The sequence below is a fragment of the Sphingomonas sp. PvP055 genome (assembly GCF_040546365.1).
In the GTDB taxonomy this organism is placed as follows: domain Bacteria; phylum Pseudomonadota; class Alphaproteobacteria; order Sphingomonadales; family Sphingomonadaceae; genus Sphingomonas; species Sphingomonas echinoides_A.
The window spans coordinates 3,281,745-3,300,578 of the sequence record NZ_JBEPNS010000001.1; the positions used below are offsets into that span (position 1 = coordinate 3,281,745).

The following is an 18,834-nucleotide window of genomic DNA, read 5'->3' on the forward strand; positions in this document are numbered from 1 at the left end:
GAAAAGGACGCATGCAAACCCCGAAAACGACAAAAGGAGCCGCACTCTTAGCGAGTGCGACTCCTTTCTCAACGTCCGATGACGAAGGGCTTATGCCGCCTCGTCATACTCTTCGCCGGTCATCACCGGGCCAGAGTCCTGGCCCTTTGCAGTGACGTCACGGTCGACGAACTCGATGATCGCCATCGGCGACGCATCCGACAGACGGATACCGGCCTTGACGATCCGGGTGTAGCCGCCGTTACGGCCGGCATAACGCTCGGCCAGAACGTCGAACAGCTTGGTCAGCTGCGCATCGTCGAGCAAGCGGGCATGCGCGAGGCGACGGTTGGACAAGCCACCCTTCTTCGCCAGCGTGATCAGCTTTTCGACGTAAGGACGCAGTTCCTTCGCCTTGGCGACGGTCGTGGTGATCTGCTCGTGCTTGATGAGCGCGGCGCTCATGTTGCGGAACAGGGCGATGCGGTGAGCCGAGGTCCGCTGAAGCTTACGGCCGCCTACGCGATGACGCATGGTATGTCCTTCGTTCGTTAAGGGGCCGTATGAGGTACCCCAGAGCCGGTGGGGACGGTGGCCCACCCGAAATACCGTCGCACCCGCGACTGCGGGGGCCCGTAAGACGCATGAGCCTTAGCCCATGATCTCCTGCTCGAGCTTCTTGGCCATCTCTTCGATGTTCTCAGGCGGCCAACCGGGGATTTCCATCCCGAGGCGGAGACCCATGCTCGACAGTACTTCCTTGATCTCGTTGAGCGACTTGCGGCCGAAGTTCGGCGTGCGCAGCATCTCGGCTTCGGTCTTCTGGACCAGATCGCCGATGTAGATGATGTTGTCGTTCTTGAGGCAGTTGGCGCTGCGAACCGAAAGCTCGAGCTCGTCGACCTTCTTGAGCAGGTAGCGGTTGATCTGCTGCGTGTCGCCCGAAACCTCGGTGCCACCAGCGGCAGGCGCTGCCTGACCGATCGGGGCCTGACGCGTAACGCTCGAATCGTCGAACCCGACGAACAGCGCAAGCTGGTCCTGCAGGATGCGACCGGCATAACCGACGGCTTCCTCAGGCGAAACGGTGCCGTCGGTCTCGATCGTCAGCGTCAGCTTGTCGTAATCGAGTTCCTGCCCGACGCGGGTGTTCTCGACCTTGTAGCTGACCTGCTTGACCGGCGAATACAATGCATCGACCGGGATCAGGCCGATCGGCGCGTCGGCCGGACGGTTGGCGACGGCGGGGACATAGCCCTTGCCGACGTCTGCAGTCAGTTCCATGTTCAGCGTCGCGCCATCATCGAGATGGCACAGCACGAGCTGCGGGTTCATTACTTCGATGTCGCCCGAAACCGCGATGTCACCCGCCTTGACCGGACCCGGGCCCGTTGCCGACAGTTGGAGCCGCTTGGGGCCTTCACCCTGCATCCGCAAAGCGATCTGCTTCACGTTGAGAACGATGTCGGTCACGTCCTCGCGGACGCCCGCCAGCGACGAGAATTCGTGGAGCACGTTCTCGATCTTGATCGACGTCACCGCCGCGCCCTGCAGCGAAGACAACAAAACGCGCCGCAGCGCGTTGCCGAGCGTCAGGCCGAAACCACGCTCCAGCGGCTCGGCGATGAAGGTCGCCTTGCGCTTGCCGTCACCGCCGGGCTTCTTTTCGAGGCCGGACGGCTTCTTCAGTTCCTGCCAGTTCTTTGCATTGACGGACATAGGCTATCCCTTGATTTTGGGTCGGCACGGGCGATGCCGACCAAGTGGGAATCGGACCGTGCAGCGCGATCAACCGCGCACGGCCGAGACGAAATCAGACGCGGCGACGCTTCGAAGGACGCACGCCGTTGTGCGGGATCGAGGTGACGTCACGGATCGACGTGATCTGGAAACCGACCGCCTGCAGCGCGCGAAGCGCCGACTCACGGCCCGACCCCGGGCCCTTCACTTCGACTTCGAGCGTGCGGACGCCGTGCTCGGCTGCCTTCTTGCCCGCGTCTTCCGCTGCGACCTGTGCCGCATACGGGGTCGACTTGCGCGAGCCCTTGAAGCCCATTGCGCCGGCCGACGACCACGAGATCGCGTTGCCCTGGGCATCGGTGATCGTGATCATGGTGTTGTTGAAGCTTGCGTTCACATGCGCGACACCAGAAGTGATGTTCTTGCGCTCACGCCGCTTAATGCGTTGCGGTTCACGTGCCATTGTCTTGTCCTAACCCTACTGCAGGAGCGAGCCGCGGTCACCCGCGGCTCAAGCTCACTTCTTCTTACCGGCGATCGGCTTTGCCTTGCCCTTGCGGGTGCGCGCATTGGTATGCGTGCGCTGGCCGCGAACGGGGAGGCCCTTGCGATGGCGCAGTCCGCGATAGCAGGCCAGATCCATCAGGCGCTTGATGTTCATCGCAACGGTGCGACGAAGATCACCCTCGACCGTGTAATCGGCGTCGATGGTTTCGCGGATGTGGAGGACTTCCTGGTCGGTCAGGTCCTGCACGCGCGCCGTCATCGGAATGCCCAGCTTGGTGACGATTTCCTTGGCCTTGGTGTCTCCAATGCCGTGGATGTAGGTGAGCGCGATAACTACGCGCTTGTTGGTCGGGATGTTGACCCCGGCGATACGTGCCATGAACTTGGTTCTCCTGCTCCACGGGACCTGCATGGCTGCACATCCCATCTCATCGCGTTGCGCTACCGAACTCCGTGTCCCGTTGCGGAACGCAACATACCGACGAACGCACGCATGCGCCGCCGGAGACCGGTGGTTTGGAATGCCGGGCTGGTAAACATCGACTCGGCGCCTGTCAAGCACGCGCCATCGAATGCTTAACGAGAGATGGGAACCACGATCGCCGCGATCAACCCCGGTGCATTGTCGTGGAGTTCGACGCGCCCATCGTGCAACCGCGCAACCGCCTCGACCAGCGCCATGCCCAGCCCTGCTCCCGGCAAGCTACGCGCCCGGTCGAGCCGCCCGAACCGCCGCAGCGCTTCCGCCCGATCCGCTTCCGCAATACCGGGCCCGCGATCCTCGACCTGGAAGCGCGCTTCATTGTCCCGTAGCGCGAGCCGCAGCACGATCTCACCGCCATTAGCGGCATGGCGCAGCGCATTGTCGATGAGGTTGGCGATCGCCTGCGTCATCAATTCGCGGTGGAGCGTGATCTGCGGCAGCGCGGGCGCGACGATTGCCTCGAACCGCATTCCGGCATCCTCCACCACCGGCGCGTACAGGTCGGCGATTTCCTCGACCAGCGTCGCCGGGTCGATCCGCGCGAGCCGGTCCCGCGATACGCTCTCGGCGCGCGTAATCTCGATCATCGTCGACAGCATCCGCATCACCAGATCGGTCTCGATCAGCAAGCCCCCCATTGCCGCCTCGCGTTGCGCGGGATCGGCCTGGAGCACCGCCGCCTCCGCCTTGGCGCGCAGCCGCGCGAGCGGCGAGCGCAGGTCGTGCGCGAGCCCGTCGGTGACGATCCTGAGTTCGCTCATCAACCGCTCGGTCTTGTCGAGCATCTCGTTGAGCCGCACCGCCAGCCGGTCGAACGCATCGCCGCTCGCGGCATTGCCGACCCGCCGCGACAGATCGCCCGCCGCGACGCCTTCGATGACGTCCGCGACCCGGTCGAGACGTCGCCCGACATACCGCGTCACCACCAGCCCGCCCCCGATACCCAATGCGAGCGACAGCAGCATCGCGGCGGCCAGCGCGCGCTCGATCCCGCGTTGCTCGGCATCCCAATCGTCGAGCACCCGACCGCTCACCAGCCGGTACGGCCCGATCTGGCGCACCGCATAGCCGACCTCGCGGTCCGACCACGGCGTTCCCATCGCGCGAATCCGGAAGCCGAGATTGGGCCACCGCGCGAGTCCATCGAGTTCAGGACCGACCCCGGCGATCAACCGCCCATCGCGTGCAATCACCGCGACGATTCGCGAAACATCGCCAGGCGCACGCGCTTCGCGGATCGTCCGACCGAGCGCGGGCAGGCCACCGGTGCGATACACCGCGATCAACGCGTCGGACTGCTCGACCGTGTCGCGGCGCAATTCATCGATCGCATCGTCGCGCACAACCTTCCAGACGAAGGCGACGAGCACGAGATTGGACACCAGCGCGAGCAGGATCGACAGCAGCGCGATCCGCGCCGTGACCGACAGGCGGATCAAGGCTCGACCGACAACCGATACCCGGCACCGCGCACCGTATGCAGGATCGGCGCGGGGAAACCTTCCTCGAGCTTGCGCCGCAAGCGCCCGATATGCACGTCGACCACGTTCGAGCCCGGGTCAAAATGGTAATTCCAGATCTTCTCGAGCATCATTGTCCGCGTGACGACCTGCCCGGCATGGCGCGCCAGATATTCGAGCAGGTTGAACTCGCGCGCGCCGAGCATGATCGCCTTCCCTTGCCGCGCGACCGTGCGTGCGAGCAGGTCGATCTCAAGGTCACCGACCGACAACCGCGTGGTCTGGCCTTCTGCCGCGTTGCGATCGACCCGGCGGAAGATCGCATCGATTCGCGCGGTGAGTTCTGCGAAGGAGAACGGCTTGACGAGATAGTCATCCGCGCCCGCGTTAAGCCCGTCGATCCGGTCGTCGACCGTTCCCAGCGCCGAGAGGACCAACGTCGGGGTGCTGACGCCCGCAGCGCGAATCGCGCCGAGCATCGCCAGGCCGTTCAGACCCGGCAGCATCCGGTCCGCGATGATGAGATCGAAGATCCCCTCACTGGCCAGGAACAGGCCGTCGCGGCCATCGCCGCAACTTTCCACGGCATAGCCAGCCTCCGCCAACCCTTTGGCGAGATAAGCGGCGGTCGAGCTATCGTCTTCGACGATCAGAATCTTGCGGGTCACAGGCGGCATTCCGGGCGGTTTCCTCATGCCTAGAATGAAATGAGGCCGACGGAAAGCGAGCCTTCCGCCGGCCAACGGCACCCCCGGGAGTGCGAGTGCCGATCTCGGTGATCATTTCCGGCCGCGTGCAACGGCCACAAGGCGAGGTTTGCACCGAATCGCCCGTGCGATCCGGTGACATTGAGGTGACGAAAATGTCATTTGGGGTTCTAGGATGTCGCGCGGATGCAGCGGGGAGCACACCGCCGCCCGCCACTCTTCTGCCGTCATGCTGAACTTGTTTCAGCATCCACCGCCCAACAAGGACGGTCCGAACTCGTGGAGGGCTGGACCCTGAAACAAGTTCAGGATGACGGGCGTGGGGGGTGCATGCCGTCAAGCGCCCAGCGCCAGCCCCCGCACCACATCAAACCGCGTCGAGAATGCCCTCGATCGCCTTGGACACGCTATCCATGTCCTTCATCCCGTCGACTCGCGCGAGAAGTCCACGCGCTTCGTAGATCGGGATGATCGGCTCGGTCTTCGCGCGATATTCGGCCATGCGCGTGCGCACGGTCTCTTCGTTATCGTCCGGACGCCGCTTGAACTCATGGTGCCCGCACACGTCGCATGTGCCGGCAACCTTGGGCTGTTTGAAATGGTCGTGATACCCGGCACCGCAATTACCGCAGGTGAAACGCCCGACGATCCGCTCGACGAGCTTGTCCTCGTCGACCGTCAGTTCGATCACCTTGTCGAGCGTCCGGCCGCGTGCGGCGAGGATCGCGTCGAGCTGTTCGGCTTGTGCCGCGGTACGCGGGTAGCCGTCGAAGATCACACCCTTGTCGGTGTCCCCCATGTCGAGCCGCTCGCCGATGATGCCGGAAACGATCTCATCGGAGACAAGCTGCCCCGCCTCCATCACGGCCTTTGCCTGGAGCCCGACCGGACTCCCCGACTTGACGGCTGCGCGCAGCATGTCGCCTGTCGAGAGCTGTACCATGCCCCGGTCGGTCTCGAGGCGCGCCGCCTGAGTGCCCTTGCCCGCGCCCGGGGGGCCCAACAAAATGATGTTCACGCGACTCTCCCGTTTACCGTTGCCGCGCTTAGCGCAGGCGCCCGCCCTTCAGCTTCGCCTTCTTGATCAAGTCACCATATTGGTGCGCGAGCAAGTGGCTCTGGATCTGCGTCACCGTATCCATCGTCACGTTGACGACGATCAGCAGGCTGGTCCCGCCAAGGTAGAAGGGAATCGACAAGGCCGACACCAGATACTCGGGCAGCAGACAGATGATCGCGAGATAGCCCGCACCGATTACGGTGATGCGCGTCAGCACATAATCGAAATAGGTCTCGGTGTTCTTGCCCGGACGGATGCCCGGAATGAAGCCGCCATGCCGCTTCAGATTGTCCGCAGTCTCTTCCGGGTTGAACACGACCGCGGTGTAGAAGAACGAGAAGAAGATGATGCCCGCACCGTACAGCAGCATGTAGGCCACGCTGCCATGCTGCAGATACTGGTTGAGCGTGATCACGACCGACCCCCACCAGGTATCGCCCGACACGTTCTTGCCCGCGAACTGCGTAATTGTCAGCGGCATTAGGAGCAAAGACGACGCAAAGATGGGTGGAATCACACCCGCGGTGTTGATTTTCAGCGGCAAATGGCTGCGATCCGACTGCATTCCGCGCTGCGTTTGACGCTTCGGATACTGGATCAGGATACGGCGCTGCGCGCGCTCCATGAAGCAGATGAACAGGATCAGCCCGGCAACCGCAACGATGATCGCAACAAGCGTGAATCCAGTGACGTTCCCGCCCCCGGTCCGCGCAGTCTGCGCAAGATTGAACAGCGTTGTCGGCAGGTTAGCGACGATACCGGCCATGATGATCAGCGACATGCCGTTGCCAATCCCGCGGCTGGTGATCTGCTCACCGATCCACATCAGGAACATCGTACCGCCGACGAGGCTGATCACCGACCCGACGATGAACAGCATTCCGGGATCGACCACCACGCCTTGGCTCTGGAACCCGAGGCTGAGGAAATATCCTTGAATGACAGTCAGTGCGACGGTGCCGAAGCGCGTGTACTGGTTAAGCCGCTTGCGCCCGCTCTCGCCTTCCTTCTTGATCGCGGCAAGCGTCGGCGACAGCGAGGTCGCGAGCTGCACCACGATCGAAGCGGTGATGTACGGGGTGACGCCCAGCGCGATCAGGCTGGCACGCTTGAGCGAACCACCGGAGAAAGCGTTGAAAAAGTCGAGCACGCCGCCATTCGTGCGGCTCGCCAGCGCGGCCAGCGCGGTCGGGTCGATCCCCGGCAGCGGCACGTAGCTGAGCAAGCGGAACACGATCAGCGCGCCGATGGTGAACCACAGCCGCTTCTTGAGGTCGGTCGCTTGCGCGAACTTCGACAGGCTGATGCTTGAGGCCATTTTATCGGCTGCGGATGCCATGCGGTTGATCGTCCTGGAAACGGAATCGACGGAAACAAAAACGGCGGGAAACGTTTTACCGCCCCGCCGCTTCATATAGGGGCCCGAACGGGCTTGTCTAATGCCTAGCGTTTACGCTCGACCAAAATGCGCTTCGCCCCGGGACGAGCCCAGGGCGAAGGCAAGATCGGAAACGCTACGCCAGAGCGACAGTTACGCCTTGAACGACGCCTTATGCGCCTGGCGCTCCTTGTACTTCACGCCCTTCTTGGCAGCAGCCTTTTCCTTGGCGGGCATGACGTAAATCACGTCGACCGAACCACCAGCCTTCTCAACGGCTTCGATCGCGCCCTTCGAAGCGCCAGCGACAGTGAACTTGAGAACCGTGGTCAACTCGCCCTTACCGAGCAGACGAACGCCGTCCTTGCCGCCGCGCGCAAGGCCAGCGGCCTTGAGCGCCTCGTGATCGATCGCCGCACCGGCTTCGATCTTGCCCGCGTCGATTGCCTTCTGGATCGCACCGAGGTTCACCTCGGCATAATCCTTGGCGAAGATGTTGTTGAAGCCGCGCTTAGGCAGACGCATGTGAAGCGGCATCTGGCCGCCCTCGAAGCCGGCGATGGAAACGCCCTCGCGGCTCTTCTGGCCCTTCTGGCCGCGTCCTGCGGTCTTGCCCTTGCCGGAACCGATACCACGGCCGACCCGCATCTTCGACTTACGCGCGCCCTGATTGTCGCGGATTTCATTGAGCTTCATGGTGCACTCGCTTTCGCTTTTGTCGCGCTGATAAAAAGAGAAAGGGGCCGTTAGCCCCCTTCTCCAAATTTGTCACTAGAGTTCCTGCCGAGGCAGCAAAACAAGCTTAGATGTGGAGCGGTTTGAACCTAGGTTACGGCCTGCGCCGCAACCTTGGAGCTTACGCCTCGATCTTCACCATATGCGCAACCTTGCGGATCATGCCGCGGACTTCCGGGCTATCCTCGAGCTCGCGCGTCTTGTGCATCTTGTTGAGGCCGAGACCGATCAGCGTTGCGCGCTGGTCCTTCTCGCGGCGGATCGGCGAACCGGTCTGCGTGATCTTGATGGTCGCCATCGATATTACTCCGCAATCGCTTCGGCCTGGGCCTCGGCGACGTCCTTGTCCGCACCACCACGGCCGAGCAGGTCCGCAATCTTCTTGCCGCGACGCTGCGCTACCGCCTTCGGGCTGACCTGTGCGGTCAGTGCTTCGAAGGTTGCACGGATCATGTTGTAGGGGTTCGACGTACCGACCGACTTGGTCACCACGTCGCCGACGCCGAGTGCTTCGAAAACGGCGCGCATTGGGCCGCCTGCGATGATGCCCGTGCCCGGAGGTGCCGAGCGCAGCGTAACGAGGCCTGCACCGAAGTGCCCGCGACCGTCATGATGCAGCGTACGGCCTTCCTTGAGCGGAACGCGAACCATTGCCTTCTTGGCAGCAGCCGTCGCCTTGGAAATGGCTTCCGGCACTTCGCGTGCCTTGCCATGACCGAAGCCAACACGACCCTTGCCGTCACCCACGACGACCAGCGCTGCGAAGCCGAAGCGCTTACCACCCTTGACCGTCTTCGAGACGCGGTTGATGTGAACCAGCTTCTCGATCAGCTCTTCGCCACCATCGTCGGAACCGGGACGGCCCCCACGATTGTCGCGACCGCCACGGCTATCACGGCCACCCCGGTTGGGGCCACCGCCACCAGGACCGGTGCGACCACGACCACCACGCGGGCCACGGCCCTGCGGTGCGTCGTTCGGCGTCGTTGCCGGAGCGGCGGTTTCGCCGGTGTTGATCTCATCCGCCATGTCTTAGAACTCCAATCCGGCTTCGCGCGCGGCTTGCGCCAGCGCCTTGACGCGGCCGTGGAACAGGAAGCCGCCACGGTCGAACACGACCTGCGTCACGCCGGCTGCCTTGGCAGCCTCGGCAACGCGCGTGCCGACTGCAGTCGCTGCATCGATGTTGGCTCCGGTCGTGTCGCGCACGTCCTTCTCCAGCGTCGAGGCAGAAGCGACCGTCACGCCCTTGGCGTCGTCAATGATCTGCGCATAGATGTGACGACCCGAGCGATGGATCGAAAGGCGCGGACGCCCCGAGCCACGCGCGCGGAGCGCGGTGCGGTTGCGGCGGCGCCGCTTCTCGAACAGAGACATACCCTTGGTAGCCATTACTTCTTTTTCCCTTCCTTGCGGAAGATGAACTCGCCGTCGTACTTGATACCCTTGCCCTTGTACGGCTCGGGCTTGCGCCAGCGACGGATTTCAGCGGCCAACTGGCCGACCTTCTGCTTGTCGGTGCCCGAAATCTCGATCGTCGTGTTGTCGGGGGTCTTGACCTCGATCCCCTCCGGCACGTTAATGTTGACGTCGTGGCTATAGCCCAGCTTGAGGTTCAGGTTGCGACCCTGGGCCGCAGCACGATAACCAACGCCGTTGATCAGCAGCTTCTTGGTGAAGCCATCCGACACCGCCGGTGATCAGGTTCTGAACCATGGTACGCTGCATGCCCCAGAAGGCCCGCGCGCGCTTCGTCTCGTTCGCCGGAACGACCGAAATACCGCCGTCCTCAAGCGTGTAGCTGATCTCGTCGCGCAGCGGCATCGCGAGGGTGCCTTTGGGGCCCTTCACGCTGATCTGCCCGGCGTCGATCGTCGCAGTAACGCCTGCGGGAACGGTGACCGGCTTTTTACCGATGCGGCTCATCAGAACACCTCCGCGAGGACTTCGCCGCCGACGTTCTGCTCACGCGCTTCCGCGTCGGACAGAACACCCTTGGGGGTGGAAACGATCGTAATGCCGAGGCCGTTCATGATCCGCGGCAATTCGGTCGAACCCGAGTAGACGCGACGACCGGGCTTCGAGACACGAGCGACGTGCTTGATCGCGGGCTGGCCCTCAAAATACTTCAGCTCGATGCGGATGCCGGCCGCAGGGCCCATCTGCTCTTCGCTATAGCCACGGATGTAGCCTTCGCGCTGGAGCACATCGAGAACGTGGGTCCGCAGCTTGGAGCCCGGCGTCAGGACAGAGTCCTTGCGCGCGCGCTGGCCGTTGCGGATGCGGGTGAGCATATCACCCAGGGGATCGGTCAATGCCATCTCGTGATCCTTACCAGCTCGACTTCGTAACGCCGGGGATGAGGCCCTTGTTGGCCAGATCGCGCAGCTGAATACGGCAGAGACGGAACTTGCGATAATATGCGCGCGGACGACCCGTCAGCTCGCAGCGGTTGCGGATGCGCGTCGGGTTCCCGTTGCGGGGAATCTCGGCCATCTTGAGGCGGGCTTCGATCCGCTCGCCGTCGCTCAGCGTGCTGTCGGCAGCGATTGCCTTCAGCGCGGCGTACTTGGGAGCGTACTTCTTGACGAGCATCTTACGACGCTCGTTCTTGTTCACCGAACTTACCTTGGCCATCTTATGCCGCCTTCTTCTGGTCGTCAGCAGACTCTGAGCCAGTCACTTCTGGCGGGAACGGGAAGCCGAACAGGCGGAGCAACTCGCGCGCCTCGTCGTCGGTCTTCGCGCTGGTCGTGACGATCACGTCGAGACCGCGGATCTTGTCGATCTTGTCGTAGCTGATTTCCGGGAACACCAGCTGCTCCTTCAGACCGCAGGCATAGTTGCCGCGTCCGTCGAACGACTTGGGGTTGAGCCCGCGGAAATCGCGAACGCGCGGAAGGGCGATCGTGATGAAACGGTCGAGGAATTCGTACATCCGCTCACGACGAAGCGTGACCTTGACGCCGATCGGCATGCCCTCACGCAGCTTGAACTGCGCGATCGACTTTTTGGCCTTGGTCACGACCGGGCGCTGCCCTGCGATCAATTCCATTTCGCCGAAAGCCTGGTCGACCTTCTTCTTGTCCTGCGTCGCTTCGCCCACGCCCATGTTGAGCGTAATCTTTTCGATGCGCGGAACTTCCATCGCGTTCTTGTAGCCGAACTTCTCGGTCATCGCTGCGACGACCTTGTCGTCGTAGATGCCCTTCATGCGGGGCTTGGTAGCTGCATCAGCCATCGATCTTGTCTCCGGTCTTGACCGCAACACGAACCTTCTTGCCGTCCTGGGTCTCGAAACGAACGCGCGTCGGCTTGCCGTCGGCGGTCACATGCGCGACCTTCGAAACGTGCAGCGGCGCTTCCGAACGCATCAGGCCACCCTGCGGGTCACCCTGGCTCGGCTTGGTGTGGCGAACGGCGATGTTCACGCCGGAAACAACGACCTTGCCGTCCTTCGGCATCGCCATCGTCACGTCACCGGTCTTGCCCTTGTCCTTGCCGGACAGGACGATGACGCGGTCGCCTTTCTTGATACGTGCAGCGGCCATTACAGCACCTCCGGCGCAAGGCTGATGATCTTCATGTGCTTCTTGCCGCGAAGCTCACGCACGACTGGGCCAAAGATACGGGTGCCGATCGGCTCCTCGTTCTTGTTGACCAGCACGGCCGCATTCGAATCGAAGCGGATCACGGTGCCATCGGCGCGGCGAATGTCCTTCGCCGTCCGCACGATGACGGCACGGTGCACGTCGCCCTTCTTCACGCGGCCGCGCGGTGCGGCCTCCTTCACGCTGACGACGATGATGTCGCCAACGCCTGCAACACGACGCTTGGAACCCCCAAGCACCTTGATGCACATAACCCGCTTCGCGCCGCTGTTGTCAGCGACCTCGAGATTGGATTGCATCTGGATCATTGGATCCGCTTCCTTCTCATCTGGGGCCGATACCGACCGGTCCCCGCCTCAATAAACATTGACGCTTACGCGTCGACGTCAACTCGTTGCGGCGTCGCGTGGGCGTTGACCCGCTCGATCACCTTCCACGTCTTCAGCTTGGAAATCGGCGCGGTCTCTTCGATCCGCACGATCTCGCCGAGCTTGAACTCGTTGCCCTCATCATGGGCATGGTACTTCTTGGTACGACGGATGATCTTGCCGTAGAGCGCATGCTTCACCTTGCGCTCCACGTTCACGACCACCGTCTTGTCGCCCTTGTCGGAGACGATCAGCCCCGTCAGCACGCGCTTTGGCATGTCTAAATCCTTACTTTGCCGCAGTGTCGCGCGAACGCGCGGTCTGCAGGGTCTTGATGCGAGCGATGTCGCGACGGACTTCCCGAACCCGGCTCGGCTTTTCGAGCTGATTGGTCGCGGCCTGGAAACGGAGGTTGAAGGCCTCGCGCTTCAGGTTGCCGAGCTCTTCACCCAGCTGGTCCTCGGACTTCGCCTTGAGGTCGTCAATGCGGGCCATCTTATGCAACTCCCAGATGCGAGGTGTCGCCGAGACGGGCAACGACCTTCACCTTGATCGGCAGCTTCATCGCTGCGCGGCTGAACGCCATAGCGGCAATGTCACCGGGAACGCCATCCAGTTCGAACAGGATGCGGCCTGGCTTGACGCGGGCTGCCCAATATTCCGGCGAACCCTTGCCCTTACCCATGCGAACTTCGGCGGGCTTGCCCGAGACGGGAACGTCCGGGAAAACGCGGATCCACAAACGGCCCTGACGCTTGATGTGACGCGTGATCGCGCGGCGAGCCGCCTCGATCTGACGTGCGGTGAGACGATCCGGCTCCATCGCCTTCAGGCCATACGACCCAAAGTTGAGCGTGGTGCCACCCTTGGCGTCGCCATGGATGCGGCCCTTGAAGGCCTTGCGGAACTTGGTCTTTTTCGGTTGCAGCATGATCTATTCCTTAGCGGCGCGGATCAGGCCGGACGCCGGAAGTCTGTGCTTCCATCATCAGCCGGTCGGTCGCCATCGGGTCATGACCCAGGATTTCGCCCTTGAAGATCCAGACCTTCACGCCGCACACGCCGTACGCGGTGTGTGCCTGCGCTTCAGCGTAATCAACGTTTGCGCGCAGCGTGTGGAGCGGAACGCGACCTTCGCGATACCATTCCGACCGTGCGATCTCGGCGCCGCCAAGACGGCCACCGCAGTTGATCCGAATGCCTTCGGCGCCGAGACGCATCGCCGACTGAACCGCACGCTTCATGGCGCGACGGAAAGCGATACGACGCTCGAGCTGATCGGCAATGCCCTGAGCGACGAGCTTGCTGTCGACTTCCGGCTTGCGGATTTCGACGATGTTGAGGCTGACGTCCGAAGACGTCATCGCACCGAGGGTACGACGCAGCTTCTCGATGTCGGCACCCTTCTTGCCGATGATCACGCCGGGGCGTGCAGCGAAGATCGAGACGCGGCACAGCTTGGCCGGACGGTCGATCACCACCTTGGAAATCGCGGCCTGCGGCAGCGTCTTCATGATGTAAGCGCGCATCTTGAGGTCTTCGAGAAGAAGACGCCCATAGTCGGCGCCTTCGGCGTACCAACGGCTGTCCCACGTACGGTTGATCTGCAGGCGCAGACCGATCGGGTTTGATTTCTGACCCATTATGCTTCTTCCTGCTCGCGCACGACGATGCGCAGACGGCTGAACGGCTTGAGGATGCGCGTCGACTTGCCGCGACCGCGGGTCGCGAAACGCTTCATCACGATCGACTTGCCAACCGAAGCCTCTGCAACGACGAGCGAGTCGACGTCGAGGTTGTGGTTGTTCTCCGCATTGGCGATGGCCGAGGCCAGAACCTTGCGCGCGTCGTCCGCCATGCCCTTGGTCGAGAACTGCAGGATGTTCATCGCGTCGCCGACCTTCTTGCCGCGGATCAGCGCTGCAACCAGACCGAGCTTCTGCGCCGAACCACGAATCTGCGTGCCGACCGAGAGCGCCTCGTTATCCGCCACGCGGCGGGGAGCTTTTGCCTTAGACATTAGCGCTTGCCCTTCTTGTCCGCGGCATGGCCGGGGAAATAGCGGGTGGGCGCGAACTCGCCGAGCTTCATGCCCACCATGTCCTCGTTGACCGAGACCGGCACGAACTTGCGGCCGTTATAGACGCTGAACGTGAGGCCGACGAACTGCGGCAGGATCGTCGAGCGACGCGACCAGGTCTTGATCGCACCGCGCGCGTTGGTTTCCTGCGCGGTTTCTGCCTTCTTGAGCAGATGAAGGTCCACGAACGGACCCTTCCAGACTGAGCGAGCCATCTTAGCCCTTCCTCTTCGTCGAATGACGCGAACGGATGATCATCTTATCCGTCGACTTGTTGTGACGGGTGCGCGCACCCTTCGTCGGCTTGCCCCATGGCGTGACCGGATGACGACCACCCGAGGTGCGGCCTTCACCACCGCCGTGCGGATGGTCGACCGGGTTCTTCGCGACGCCACGCGTCAGCGGGCGGATGCCCAACCAACGGTTGCGACCGGCCTTCGCCAGGTTGGTGTTGCCATTGTCCGGGTTCGACACCGCACCGACCGTCGCCATGCAATTGGCGTGGAGGTAACGCTGCTCGCCCGAATTCAGGCGGACCATGACCATGCCCTTGTCGCGACCGACGACCTGCACGTAGGTGCCAGCCGACCGTGCGAGCTGACCGCCCTTGCCCGGCTTCATCTCGACGTTGTGGACGATCGTGCCAACCGGCATCTGGCCCAGTTCCATCGCGTTGCCCGGCTTCACGTCGGTCTTCTTGTCCGCGATCACCTTGTCGCCAACGGCGAGGCGCTGCGGCGCAATGATGTAGGCGACGTTTTCCTTGCCATCGGCGGTCTGACCATAATTGATCAGTGCGATGAAGGCAGTGCGGTTGGGATCATATTCGATCCGCTCGACCACGCCATCGACGCCCCAGTTACGGCGCTTGAAGTCGATGATGCGGTAGCGCTGCTTGTGACCGCCGGCGATGCCGCGCGAGGTCACATGGCCCTTGTTGTTGCGCCCACCGGTCTTGCGCTTGCCTTCGGTCAGCGCCTTGACGGGGCCGCCCTTGTGCAACGCCGAACGGTCGACGAGGATGAGCCCGCGTTGGCCGGGGCTGGTCGGATTATAATGCTTCAGTGCCATCGGATCAGATCCCCGTCGTCACGTCGATGGACTGACCGTCCTTCAACGTCACGATCGCCTTCTGATTGATGTCGGACCGCGTGTAGGGCGCACCCTTCCACTTCTTGGTCTTGCCCTTCTGGACGATCGTGTTGACCCCCAGAACGGTCACGTCGAACAGCGCCTCGACTGCAGCCTTGATCTGCGGCTTGGTCGCGTCGTTGGTGACCTTGAACACAACGGCGTTATGCTCGCTGAGCAACGTCGCCTTCTCCGTGATGTGCGGTGCAACGATCACGTCGTAATGACGCGCGTCGATCGCGGTTTTTGGCTTAGCCATTGAAGCGCGCCTCCAGCATTTCGACGGCAGCGCGGGTCAGAACCAGCGTGTCGTGCTTCAGGATGTCGTACACATTGGCGCCAGCAGCCGGCATCACGTTAATCGTGTGCAGGTTGCCCGCGGCCAGTGCGAAGCTGTTGTCGACCATGTCGCCGTCGATCACGAGCGCGGTCTTGCCCGCGCCGACCTTCGACCAGCTGCCGATGAGCGTCTTGGTCTTGTTCTCGGCGACAGCCAGGCTGTCCATGACGACCAGCGTGCCAGCCTGCGCATGGCTCGAAAGCGCCATCTTCAGACCGAGCGCACGAACCTTCTTGTTCAGGCCGGGATTGAAGTCGCGAGTCCGCTGACCGTGCGCCTTACCACCACCGACGAAGATCGGTGCGCGGCGATCGCCGTGACGCGCCGTACCGCCGCCCTTCTGGCGACCAAACTTCTTACCGGTGCGAGCAACGTCGGCGCGCTCGCGCGTACCGCTTGCGGTCGCACGACGCTTTTCGAGCTGCCAGGTGACGACGCGGTGCAGAATGTCAGCGCGCGGATCGAGGCCGAAGACCTCGTCGTTGAGCTCGACTTCCGTGCCGGCTGCGCCGTCGAAAGACTGAGAGGTAACCTTCATGATCAGCCCTCCTGGCCGTCAGTCGCATCCACGGTCGCGACGTCGGAAGACGTCTCGGCGGGAGCGGTGTCGTTGTTGTTGGCGACCTGACGGAGACCGGCGGGGTAAGGCGCATCGGCGTGACGCGCGACCTTCACCGAATCCTTGACGAGCAACCAGCCACCCTTCGAGCCAGGGACCGAACCCTTGACGAAGATGAGGCCACGCTCGACGTCGGTCGATACGATTTCGAGATTTTGCTGGGTGCGATTCTTGTCGCCCATCTGCCCGGCCATCTTCTTGTTCTTGAAGACCTTGCCCGGATCCTGGCGCTGACCGGTCGAACCGAGCGAACGGTGCGAGACCGAGACGCCGTGGGTCGCGCGCAAACCGCCGAAGCCCCAACGCTTCATGCCGCCCTGGAAGCCCTTACCCTGGGTCACGCCCTGGATATCGACGATCTGGCCAGCAACATAATGATCTGCCGAAATCGTCGAGCCGACTTCGAGGACTGCATCCTCGGCGACACGGAATTCGGCGACCTTCGCCTTGGGCTCGACTTCGGCCTTGCCAAAGTGGCCACGCTGCGGCTTGGCGACATTCTTCGCCTTCGCAACGCCAGCACCGAGCTGTACGGCAGTATATCCATCACGGTCGGCCTCGCGAACGGCCACCACTTGCAGATTTTCCAGTGCCAGGACGGTGACGGGCACATGGCGCCCATCGTCCTGGAACAAGCGGGTCATCCCCAACTTTTTCGCGATCACGCCAGTGCGCATGACCAATGCTCCAATCAGTGCAGAGGCACATCCCGGACCATTCCGAAACATGCGTGCTGGGCCCCCGTCGAAGCATCGCTCCGACGAGAACCCGGTTCAGCCCAATTTTCTTTTATACTGCTGCCCCGACCCGGGCTGGTGCCCCCGCCATGGCGGGAAACGTGTCGGGGGACGCAGACCCAGCATATGCTGGCGGTATCCCTATCAGGCCCGTCGAAACGGGCCGAATCTCTTGCGAAGCGTCGCTATTAGGCGAGCTTGATCTCGACGTCAACGCCTGCGGCGAGATCGAGCTTCATCAGCGCATCGACCGTCTGCGGGGTCGGCTGAACGATATCGAGCATGCGCTTGTAGGTGCGGACTTCGAACTGCTCACGGGACTTCTTGTCGATGTGCGGTCCACGGTTGACCGTGAACTTCTCGATGCGCGTCGGCAAGGGAATAGGGCCACGGATGAGTGCGCCGGTGCGGCGCGCAGTGTCGGCGATGTCGCCGGTCGCCTGATCGAGCACGCGGTGATCGAACGCCTTCAGACGGATGCGGATGTTGCTGTCCATAGTCCCTACCAATGCGAAAGAGCGGGCCCGTTACCGGGCGCTAGTTAGTTTCAATTAAAACCGGAGGCGGGGCATTACAGCGGCCTCCATAAAAAGGCAACCGCCCGCGCCTCGATTTGAGGCACGGGCGGCAGCTTTTTTTTCAGACGATGTGTCTTACTTGGCGATCGCGCTAACGATGCCCGAACCGACCGTACGGCCACCTTCACGGATCGTGAAGCGCTGACCAACGTCCATAGCGATCGGTGCGATCAGCTTGACGCCGAGGGCAACGTTGTCGCCGGGCATGACCATCTCGGTGCCCTCAGGCAGCTCGACCGTGCCGGTGACGTCCGTCGTCCGGAAGTAGAACTGCGGGCGATAGTTGGCGAAGAAAGGCGTGTGACGGCCACCCTCGTCCTTCGACAGTACGTACACTTCCGAGTTGAAGTCGGTGTGCGGCTTGATCGAGCCGGGCTTGCAGAGAACCTGGCCACGCTCGACTTCTTCACGGCCGACGCCGCGGATCAGCGCGCCGATGTTGTCGCCTGCCTGGCCCTGGTCGAGCAGCTTGCGGAACATTTCAACGCCCGTGACGGTCGTCTTGCGGACTGCCGGGTGGATACCGACGATCTCGACTTCTTCGCCAACCTTGACGATGCCGGTCTCGACGCGGCCGGTAACAACCGTACCACGACCCGAGATCGAGAAGACGTCCTCGATCGGCATCATGAACGGCTTGTCGAGCGGACGCTCGGGCTGCGGCAGGTACGTGTCAACAGCCTGCATCAGCTTGAGGACGGCATCATGGCCGATCTCAGGCGTGACGTCGTTGAGGGCTGCAACAGCCGACCCCTGGATGACCGGGATGTTGTCGCCGTCGAAGTCGTACGACGAGAGCAGCTCGCGGATTTCCAGCTCGACGAGCTCGAGGATCTCGGCGTCGTCGACGAGGTCGACCTTGTTCATGAACACGACCATCGTCGGCACGCCGACCTGGCGTGCGAGCAGGATGTGCTCGCGGGTCTGCGGCATCGGGCCGTCGGTCGCCGAAACGACGAGGATCGCGCCGTCCATCTGTGCCGCACCGGTGATCATGTTCTTCACATAATCGGCGTGGCCCGGGCAATCGACGTGCGCGTAGTGACGTGCTTCGGTCTCATACTCGACGTGTGCGGTCGAGATCGTGATGCCGCGCTCGCGCTCCTCGGGAGCCTTGTCGATGTTGGCATAGCTGGTGAACGTAGCGCCACCGGTCTCAGCGAGCACCTTGGTGATCGCAGCCGTGAGCGACGTCTTGCCATGATCGACATGGCCGATCGTGCCGATGTTGAGATGCGGCTTGTTCCGCTCGAACTTTGCTTTCGCCATGATTTCCTACCTTATTGATCGTTTTCGGTTCGCCCGGAGCGCTACGCGAAG

The 18,834-nt window shown here is 62.6% G+C and carries 29 protein-coding genes and 1 pseudogene; all 30 read right to left on the minus strand.

What is annotated here, in order from left to right; all coding sequences use genetic code 11:
• Positions 1 to 90 precede the first annotated feature (90 nt).
• On the minus strand, positions 91 to 513 hold the full coding sequence (gene rplQ, locus ABIC16_RS15490) for a 50S ribosomal protein L17 (RefSeq protein WP_277969178.1): 423 nt from the start codon (positions 511 to 513) through the stop codon (positions 91 to 93).
• A gap of 117 nt (positions 514 to 630) precedes the next feature.
• Entirely contained in the window at positions 631 to 1,698 is a 1,068-nt protein-coding gene (locus ABIC16_RS15495) for a DNA-directed RNA polymerase subunit alpha (protein WP_242137497.1), read from the minus strand.
• Between the two features lie 94 nt (positions 1,699 to 1,792).
• Positions 1,793 to 2,182: a 30S ribosomal protein S11 gene (rpsK, locus tag ABIC16_RS15500; RefSeq protein WP_010164557.1), complete on the minus strand. Its 390-nt coding sequence runs from the start codon at positions 2,180 to 2,182 to the stop codon at positions 1,793 to 1,795.
• Between the two features lie 54 nt (positions 2,183 to 2,236).
• A complete protein-coding gene (gene rpsM, locus ABIC16_RS15505) occupies positions 2,237 to 2,605 on the minus strand; it encodes a 30S ribosomal protein S13 (RefSeq protein ID WP_010164558.1) in 369 nt (122 codons plus the stop codon).
• A 197-nt stretch (positions 2,606 to 2,802) separates the two neighbouring features.
• On the minus strand, positions 2,803 to 4,149 hold the full coding sequence (locus ABIC16_RS15510; protein ID WP_354291767.1) for a HAMP domain-containing sensor histidine kinase: 1,347 nt from the start codon (positions 4,147 to 4,149) through the stop codon (positions 2,803 to 2,805).
• Complete coding sequence (locus tag ABIC16_RS15515) at positions 4,146 to 4,838, minus strand: response regulator transcription factor (protein ID WP_354291768.1); 693 nt, start codon at positions 4,836 to 4,838, stop codon at positions 4,146 to 4,148. The genes ABIC16_RS15510 and ABIC16_RS15515 overlap by 4 nt, the downstream gene beginning before the upstream one ends.
• A 406-nt stretch (positions 4,839 to 5,244) precedes the next feature.
• A complete protein-coding gene (locus ABIC16_RS15520; protein ID WP_354291769.1) occupies positions 5,245 to 5,895 on the minus strand; it encodes an adenylate kinase in 651 nt (216 codons plus the stop codon).
• 28 nt (positions 5,896 to 5,923) lie between these two features.
• Entirely contained in the window at positions 5,924 to 7,276 is a 1,353-nt protein-coding gene (gene secY, locus ABIC16_RS15525) for a preprotein translocase subunit SecY (RefSeq protein WP_277969174.1), read from the minus strand.
• Between the two features lie 192 nt (positions 7,277 to 7,468).
• Positions 7,469 to 8,011, minus strand: coding sequence for a 50S ribosomal protein L15 (gene rplO, locus ABIC16_RS15530; protein ID WP_277969173.1), 543 nt, complete (start codon positions 8,009 to 8,011; stop codon positions 7,469 to 7,471).
• A 160-nt stretch (positions 8,012 to 8,171) separates the two neighbouring features.
• On the minus strand, positions 8,172 to 8,348 hold the full coding sequence (rpmD, locus tag ABIC16_RS15535) for a 50S ribosomal protein L30 (protein ID WP_277969172.1): 177 nt from the start codon (positions 8,346 to 8,348) through the stop codon (positions 8,172 to 8,174).
• A gap of 5 nt (positions 8,349 to 8,353) precedes the next feature.
• On the minus strand, positions 8,354 to 9,079 hold the full coding sequence (rpsE, locus tag ABIC16_RS15540; RefSeq protein ID WP_277969171.1) for a 30S ribosomal protein S5: 726 nt from the start codon (positions 9,077 to 9,079) through the stop codon (positions 8,354 to 8,356).
• A gap of 3 nt (positions 9,080 to 9,082) precedes the next feature.
• Positions 9,083 to 9,442 (minus strand): 50S ribosomal protein L18, encoded by a 360-nt coding sequence (gene rplR / locus ABIC16_RS15545; protein WP_277969170.1) that lies wholly within the window; start codon positions 9,440 to 9,442, stop codon positions 9,083 to 9,085.
• Positions 9,442 to 9,976: pseudogene (gene rplF / locus ABIC16_RS15550) on the minus strand (50S ribosomal protein L6). The gene rplR and the pseudogene rplF overlap by 1 nt, the downstream one beginning before the upstream one ends.
• Entirely contained in the window at positions 9,976 to 10,371 is a 396-nt protein-coding gene (gene rpsH / locus ABIC16_RS15555; protein ID WP_277969168.1) for a 30S ribosomal protein S8, read from the minus strand. Before rpsH ends, rplF begins: the two are co-directional and overlap by 1 nt.
• 10 nt (positions 10,372 to 10,381) lie before the next feature.
• Positions 10,382 to 10,687, minus strand: coding sequence for a 30S ribosomal protein S14 (gene rpsN, locus ABIC16_RS15560; RefSeq protein WP_010164571.1), 306 nt, complete (start codon positions 10,685 to 10,687; stop codon positions 10,382 to 10,384).
• A 1-nt stretch (position 10,688) separates the two neighbouring features.
• Positions 10,689 to 11,291: a 50S ribosomal protein L5 gene (gene rplE, locus ABIC16_RS15565; RefSeq protein ID WP_354291770.1), complete on the minus strand. Its 603-nt coding sequence runs from the start codon at positions 11,289 to 11,291 to the stop codon at positions 10,689 to 10,691.
• The gene (rplX, locus tag ABIC16_RS15570; RefSeq protein WP_242137509.1) at positions 11,284 to 11,601 is read right to left on the minus strand and encodes a 50S ribosomal protein L24; all 318 of its coding nucleotides are present in this window, start codon (positions 11,599 to 11,601) and stop codon (positions 11,284 to 11,286) included. The genes rplE and rplX overlap by 8 nt, the downstream gene beginning before the upstream one ends.
• Positions 11,601 to 11,969, minus strand: coding sequence for a 50S ribosomal protein L14 (gene rplN / locus ABIC16_RS15575; RefSeq protein WP_010164574.1), 369 nt, complete (start codon positions 11,967 to 11,969; stop codon positions 11,601 to 11,603). The genes rplX and rplN overlap by 1 nt, the downstream gene beginning before the upstream one ends.
• A 65-nt stretch (positions 11,970 to 12,034) precedes the next feature.
• Complete coding sequence (gene rpsQ, locus ABIC16_RS15580; protein WP_010164576.1) at positions 12,035 to 12,307, minus strand: 30S ribosomal protein S17; 273 nt, start codon at positions 12,305 to 12,307, stop codon at positions 12,035 to 12,037.
• Between the two features lie 10 nt (positions 12,308 to 12,317).
• Positions 12,318 to 12,524 carry a 50S ribosomal protein L29 gene (gene rpmC / locus ABIC16_RS15585; protein WP_010164578.1) on the minus strand — a complete coding sequence of 69 codons (207 nt, stop codon included), beginning with the start codon at positions 12,522 to 12,524 and terminating at the stop codon, positions 12,318 to 12,320.
• Position 12,525: 1 nt separating this feature from the next.
• Positions 12,526 to 12,960: a 50S ribosomal protein L16 gene (gene rplP, locus ABIC16_RS15590; RefSeq protein WP_010164579.1), complete on the minus strand. Its 435-nt coding sequence runs from the start codon at positions 12,958 to 12,960 to the stop codon at positions 12,526 to 12,528.
• Between the two features lie 10 nt (positions 12,961 to 12,970).
• Positions 12,971 to 13,672 carry a 30S ribosomal protein S3 gene (gene rpsC / locus ABIC16_RS15595; protein ID WP_131531376.1) on the minus strand — a complete coding sequence of 234 codons (702 nt, stop codon included), beginning with the start codon at positions 13,670 to 13,672 and terminating at the stop codon, positions 12,971 to 12,973.
• Complete coding sequence (rplV, locus tag ABIC16_RS15600; protein WP_277969166.1) at positions 13,672 to 14,049, minus strand: 50S ribosomal protein L22; 378 nt, start codon at positions 14,047 to 14,049, stop codon at positions 13,672 to 13,674. Before rplV ends, rpsC begins: the two co-directional genes overlap by 1 nt.
• Positions 14,049 to 14,324 carry a 30S ribosomal protein S19 gene (gene rpsS, locus ABIC16_RS15605; RefSeq protein ID WP_010164582.1) on the minus strand — a complete coding sequence of 92 codons (276 nt, stop codon included), beginning with the start codon at positions 14,322 to 14,324 and terminating at the stop codon, positions 14,049 to 14,051. The genes rplV and rpsS overlap by 1 nt, the downstream gene beginning before the upstream one ends.
• A 1-nt stretch (position 14,325) precedes the next feature.
• Complete coding sequence (rplB, locus tag ABIC16_RS15610; RefSeq protein ID WP_010164583.1) at positions 14,326 to 15,180, minus strand: 50S ribosomal protein L2; 855 nt, start codon at positions 15,178 to 15,180, stop codon at positions 14,326 to 14,328.
• Between the two features lie 4 nt (positions 15,181 to 15,184).
• The gene (locus ABIC16_RS15615; protein ID WP_354291771.1) at positions 15,185 to 15,499 is read right to left on the minus strand and encodes a 50S ribosomal protein L23; all 315 of its coding nucleotides are present in this window, start codon (positions 15,497 to 15,499) and stop codon (positions 15,185 to 15,187) included.
• Positions 15,492 to 16,118, minus strand: a complete 627-nt coding sequence (rplD, locus tag ABIC16_RS15620) for a 50S ribosomal protein L4 (protein ID WP_354291772.1) — start codon at positions 16,116 to 16,118, stop codon at positions 15,492 to 15,494. The genes ABIC16_RS15615 and rplD overlap by 8 nt, the downstream gene beginning before the upstream one ends.
• Before the next feature lie 2 nt (positions 16,119 to 16,120).
• Positions 16,121 to 16,876 (minus strand): 50S ribosomal protein L3, encoded by a 756-nt coding sequence (gene rplC / locus ABIC16_RS15625; RefSeq protein ID WP_354291773.1) that lies wholly within the window; start codon positions 16,874 to 16,876, stop codon positions 16,121 to 16,123.
• Between the two features lie 248 nt (positions 16,877 to 17,124).
• A complete protein-coding gene (rpsJ, locus tag ABIC16_RS15630) occupies positions 17,125 to 17,433 on the minus strand; it encodes a 30S ribosomal protein S10 (protein WP_007406109.1) in 309 nt (102 codons plus the stop codon).
• 156 nt (positions 17,434 to 17,589) lie between these two features.
• The gene (gene tuf, locus ABIC16_RS15635; protein WP_277969162.1) at positions 17,590 to 18,783 is read right to left on the minus strand and encodes an elongation factor Tu; all 1,194 of its coding nucleotides are present in this window, start codon (positions 18,781 to 18,783) and stop codon (positions 17,590 to 17,592) included.
• Positions 18,784 to 18,834: the final 51 nt, after the last annotated feature.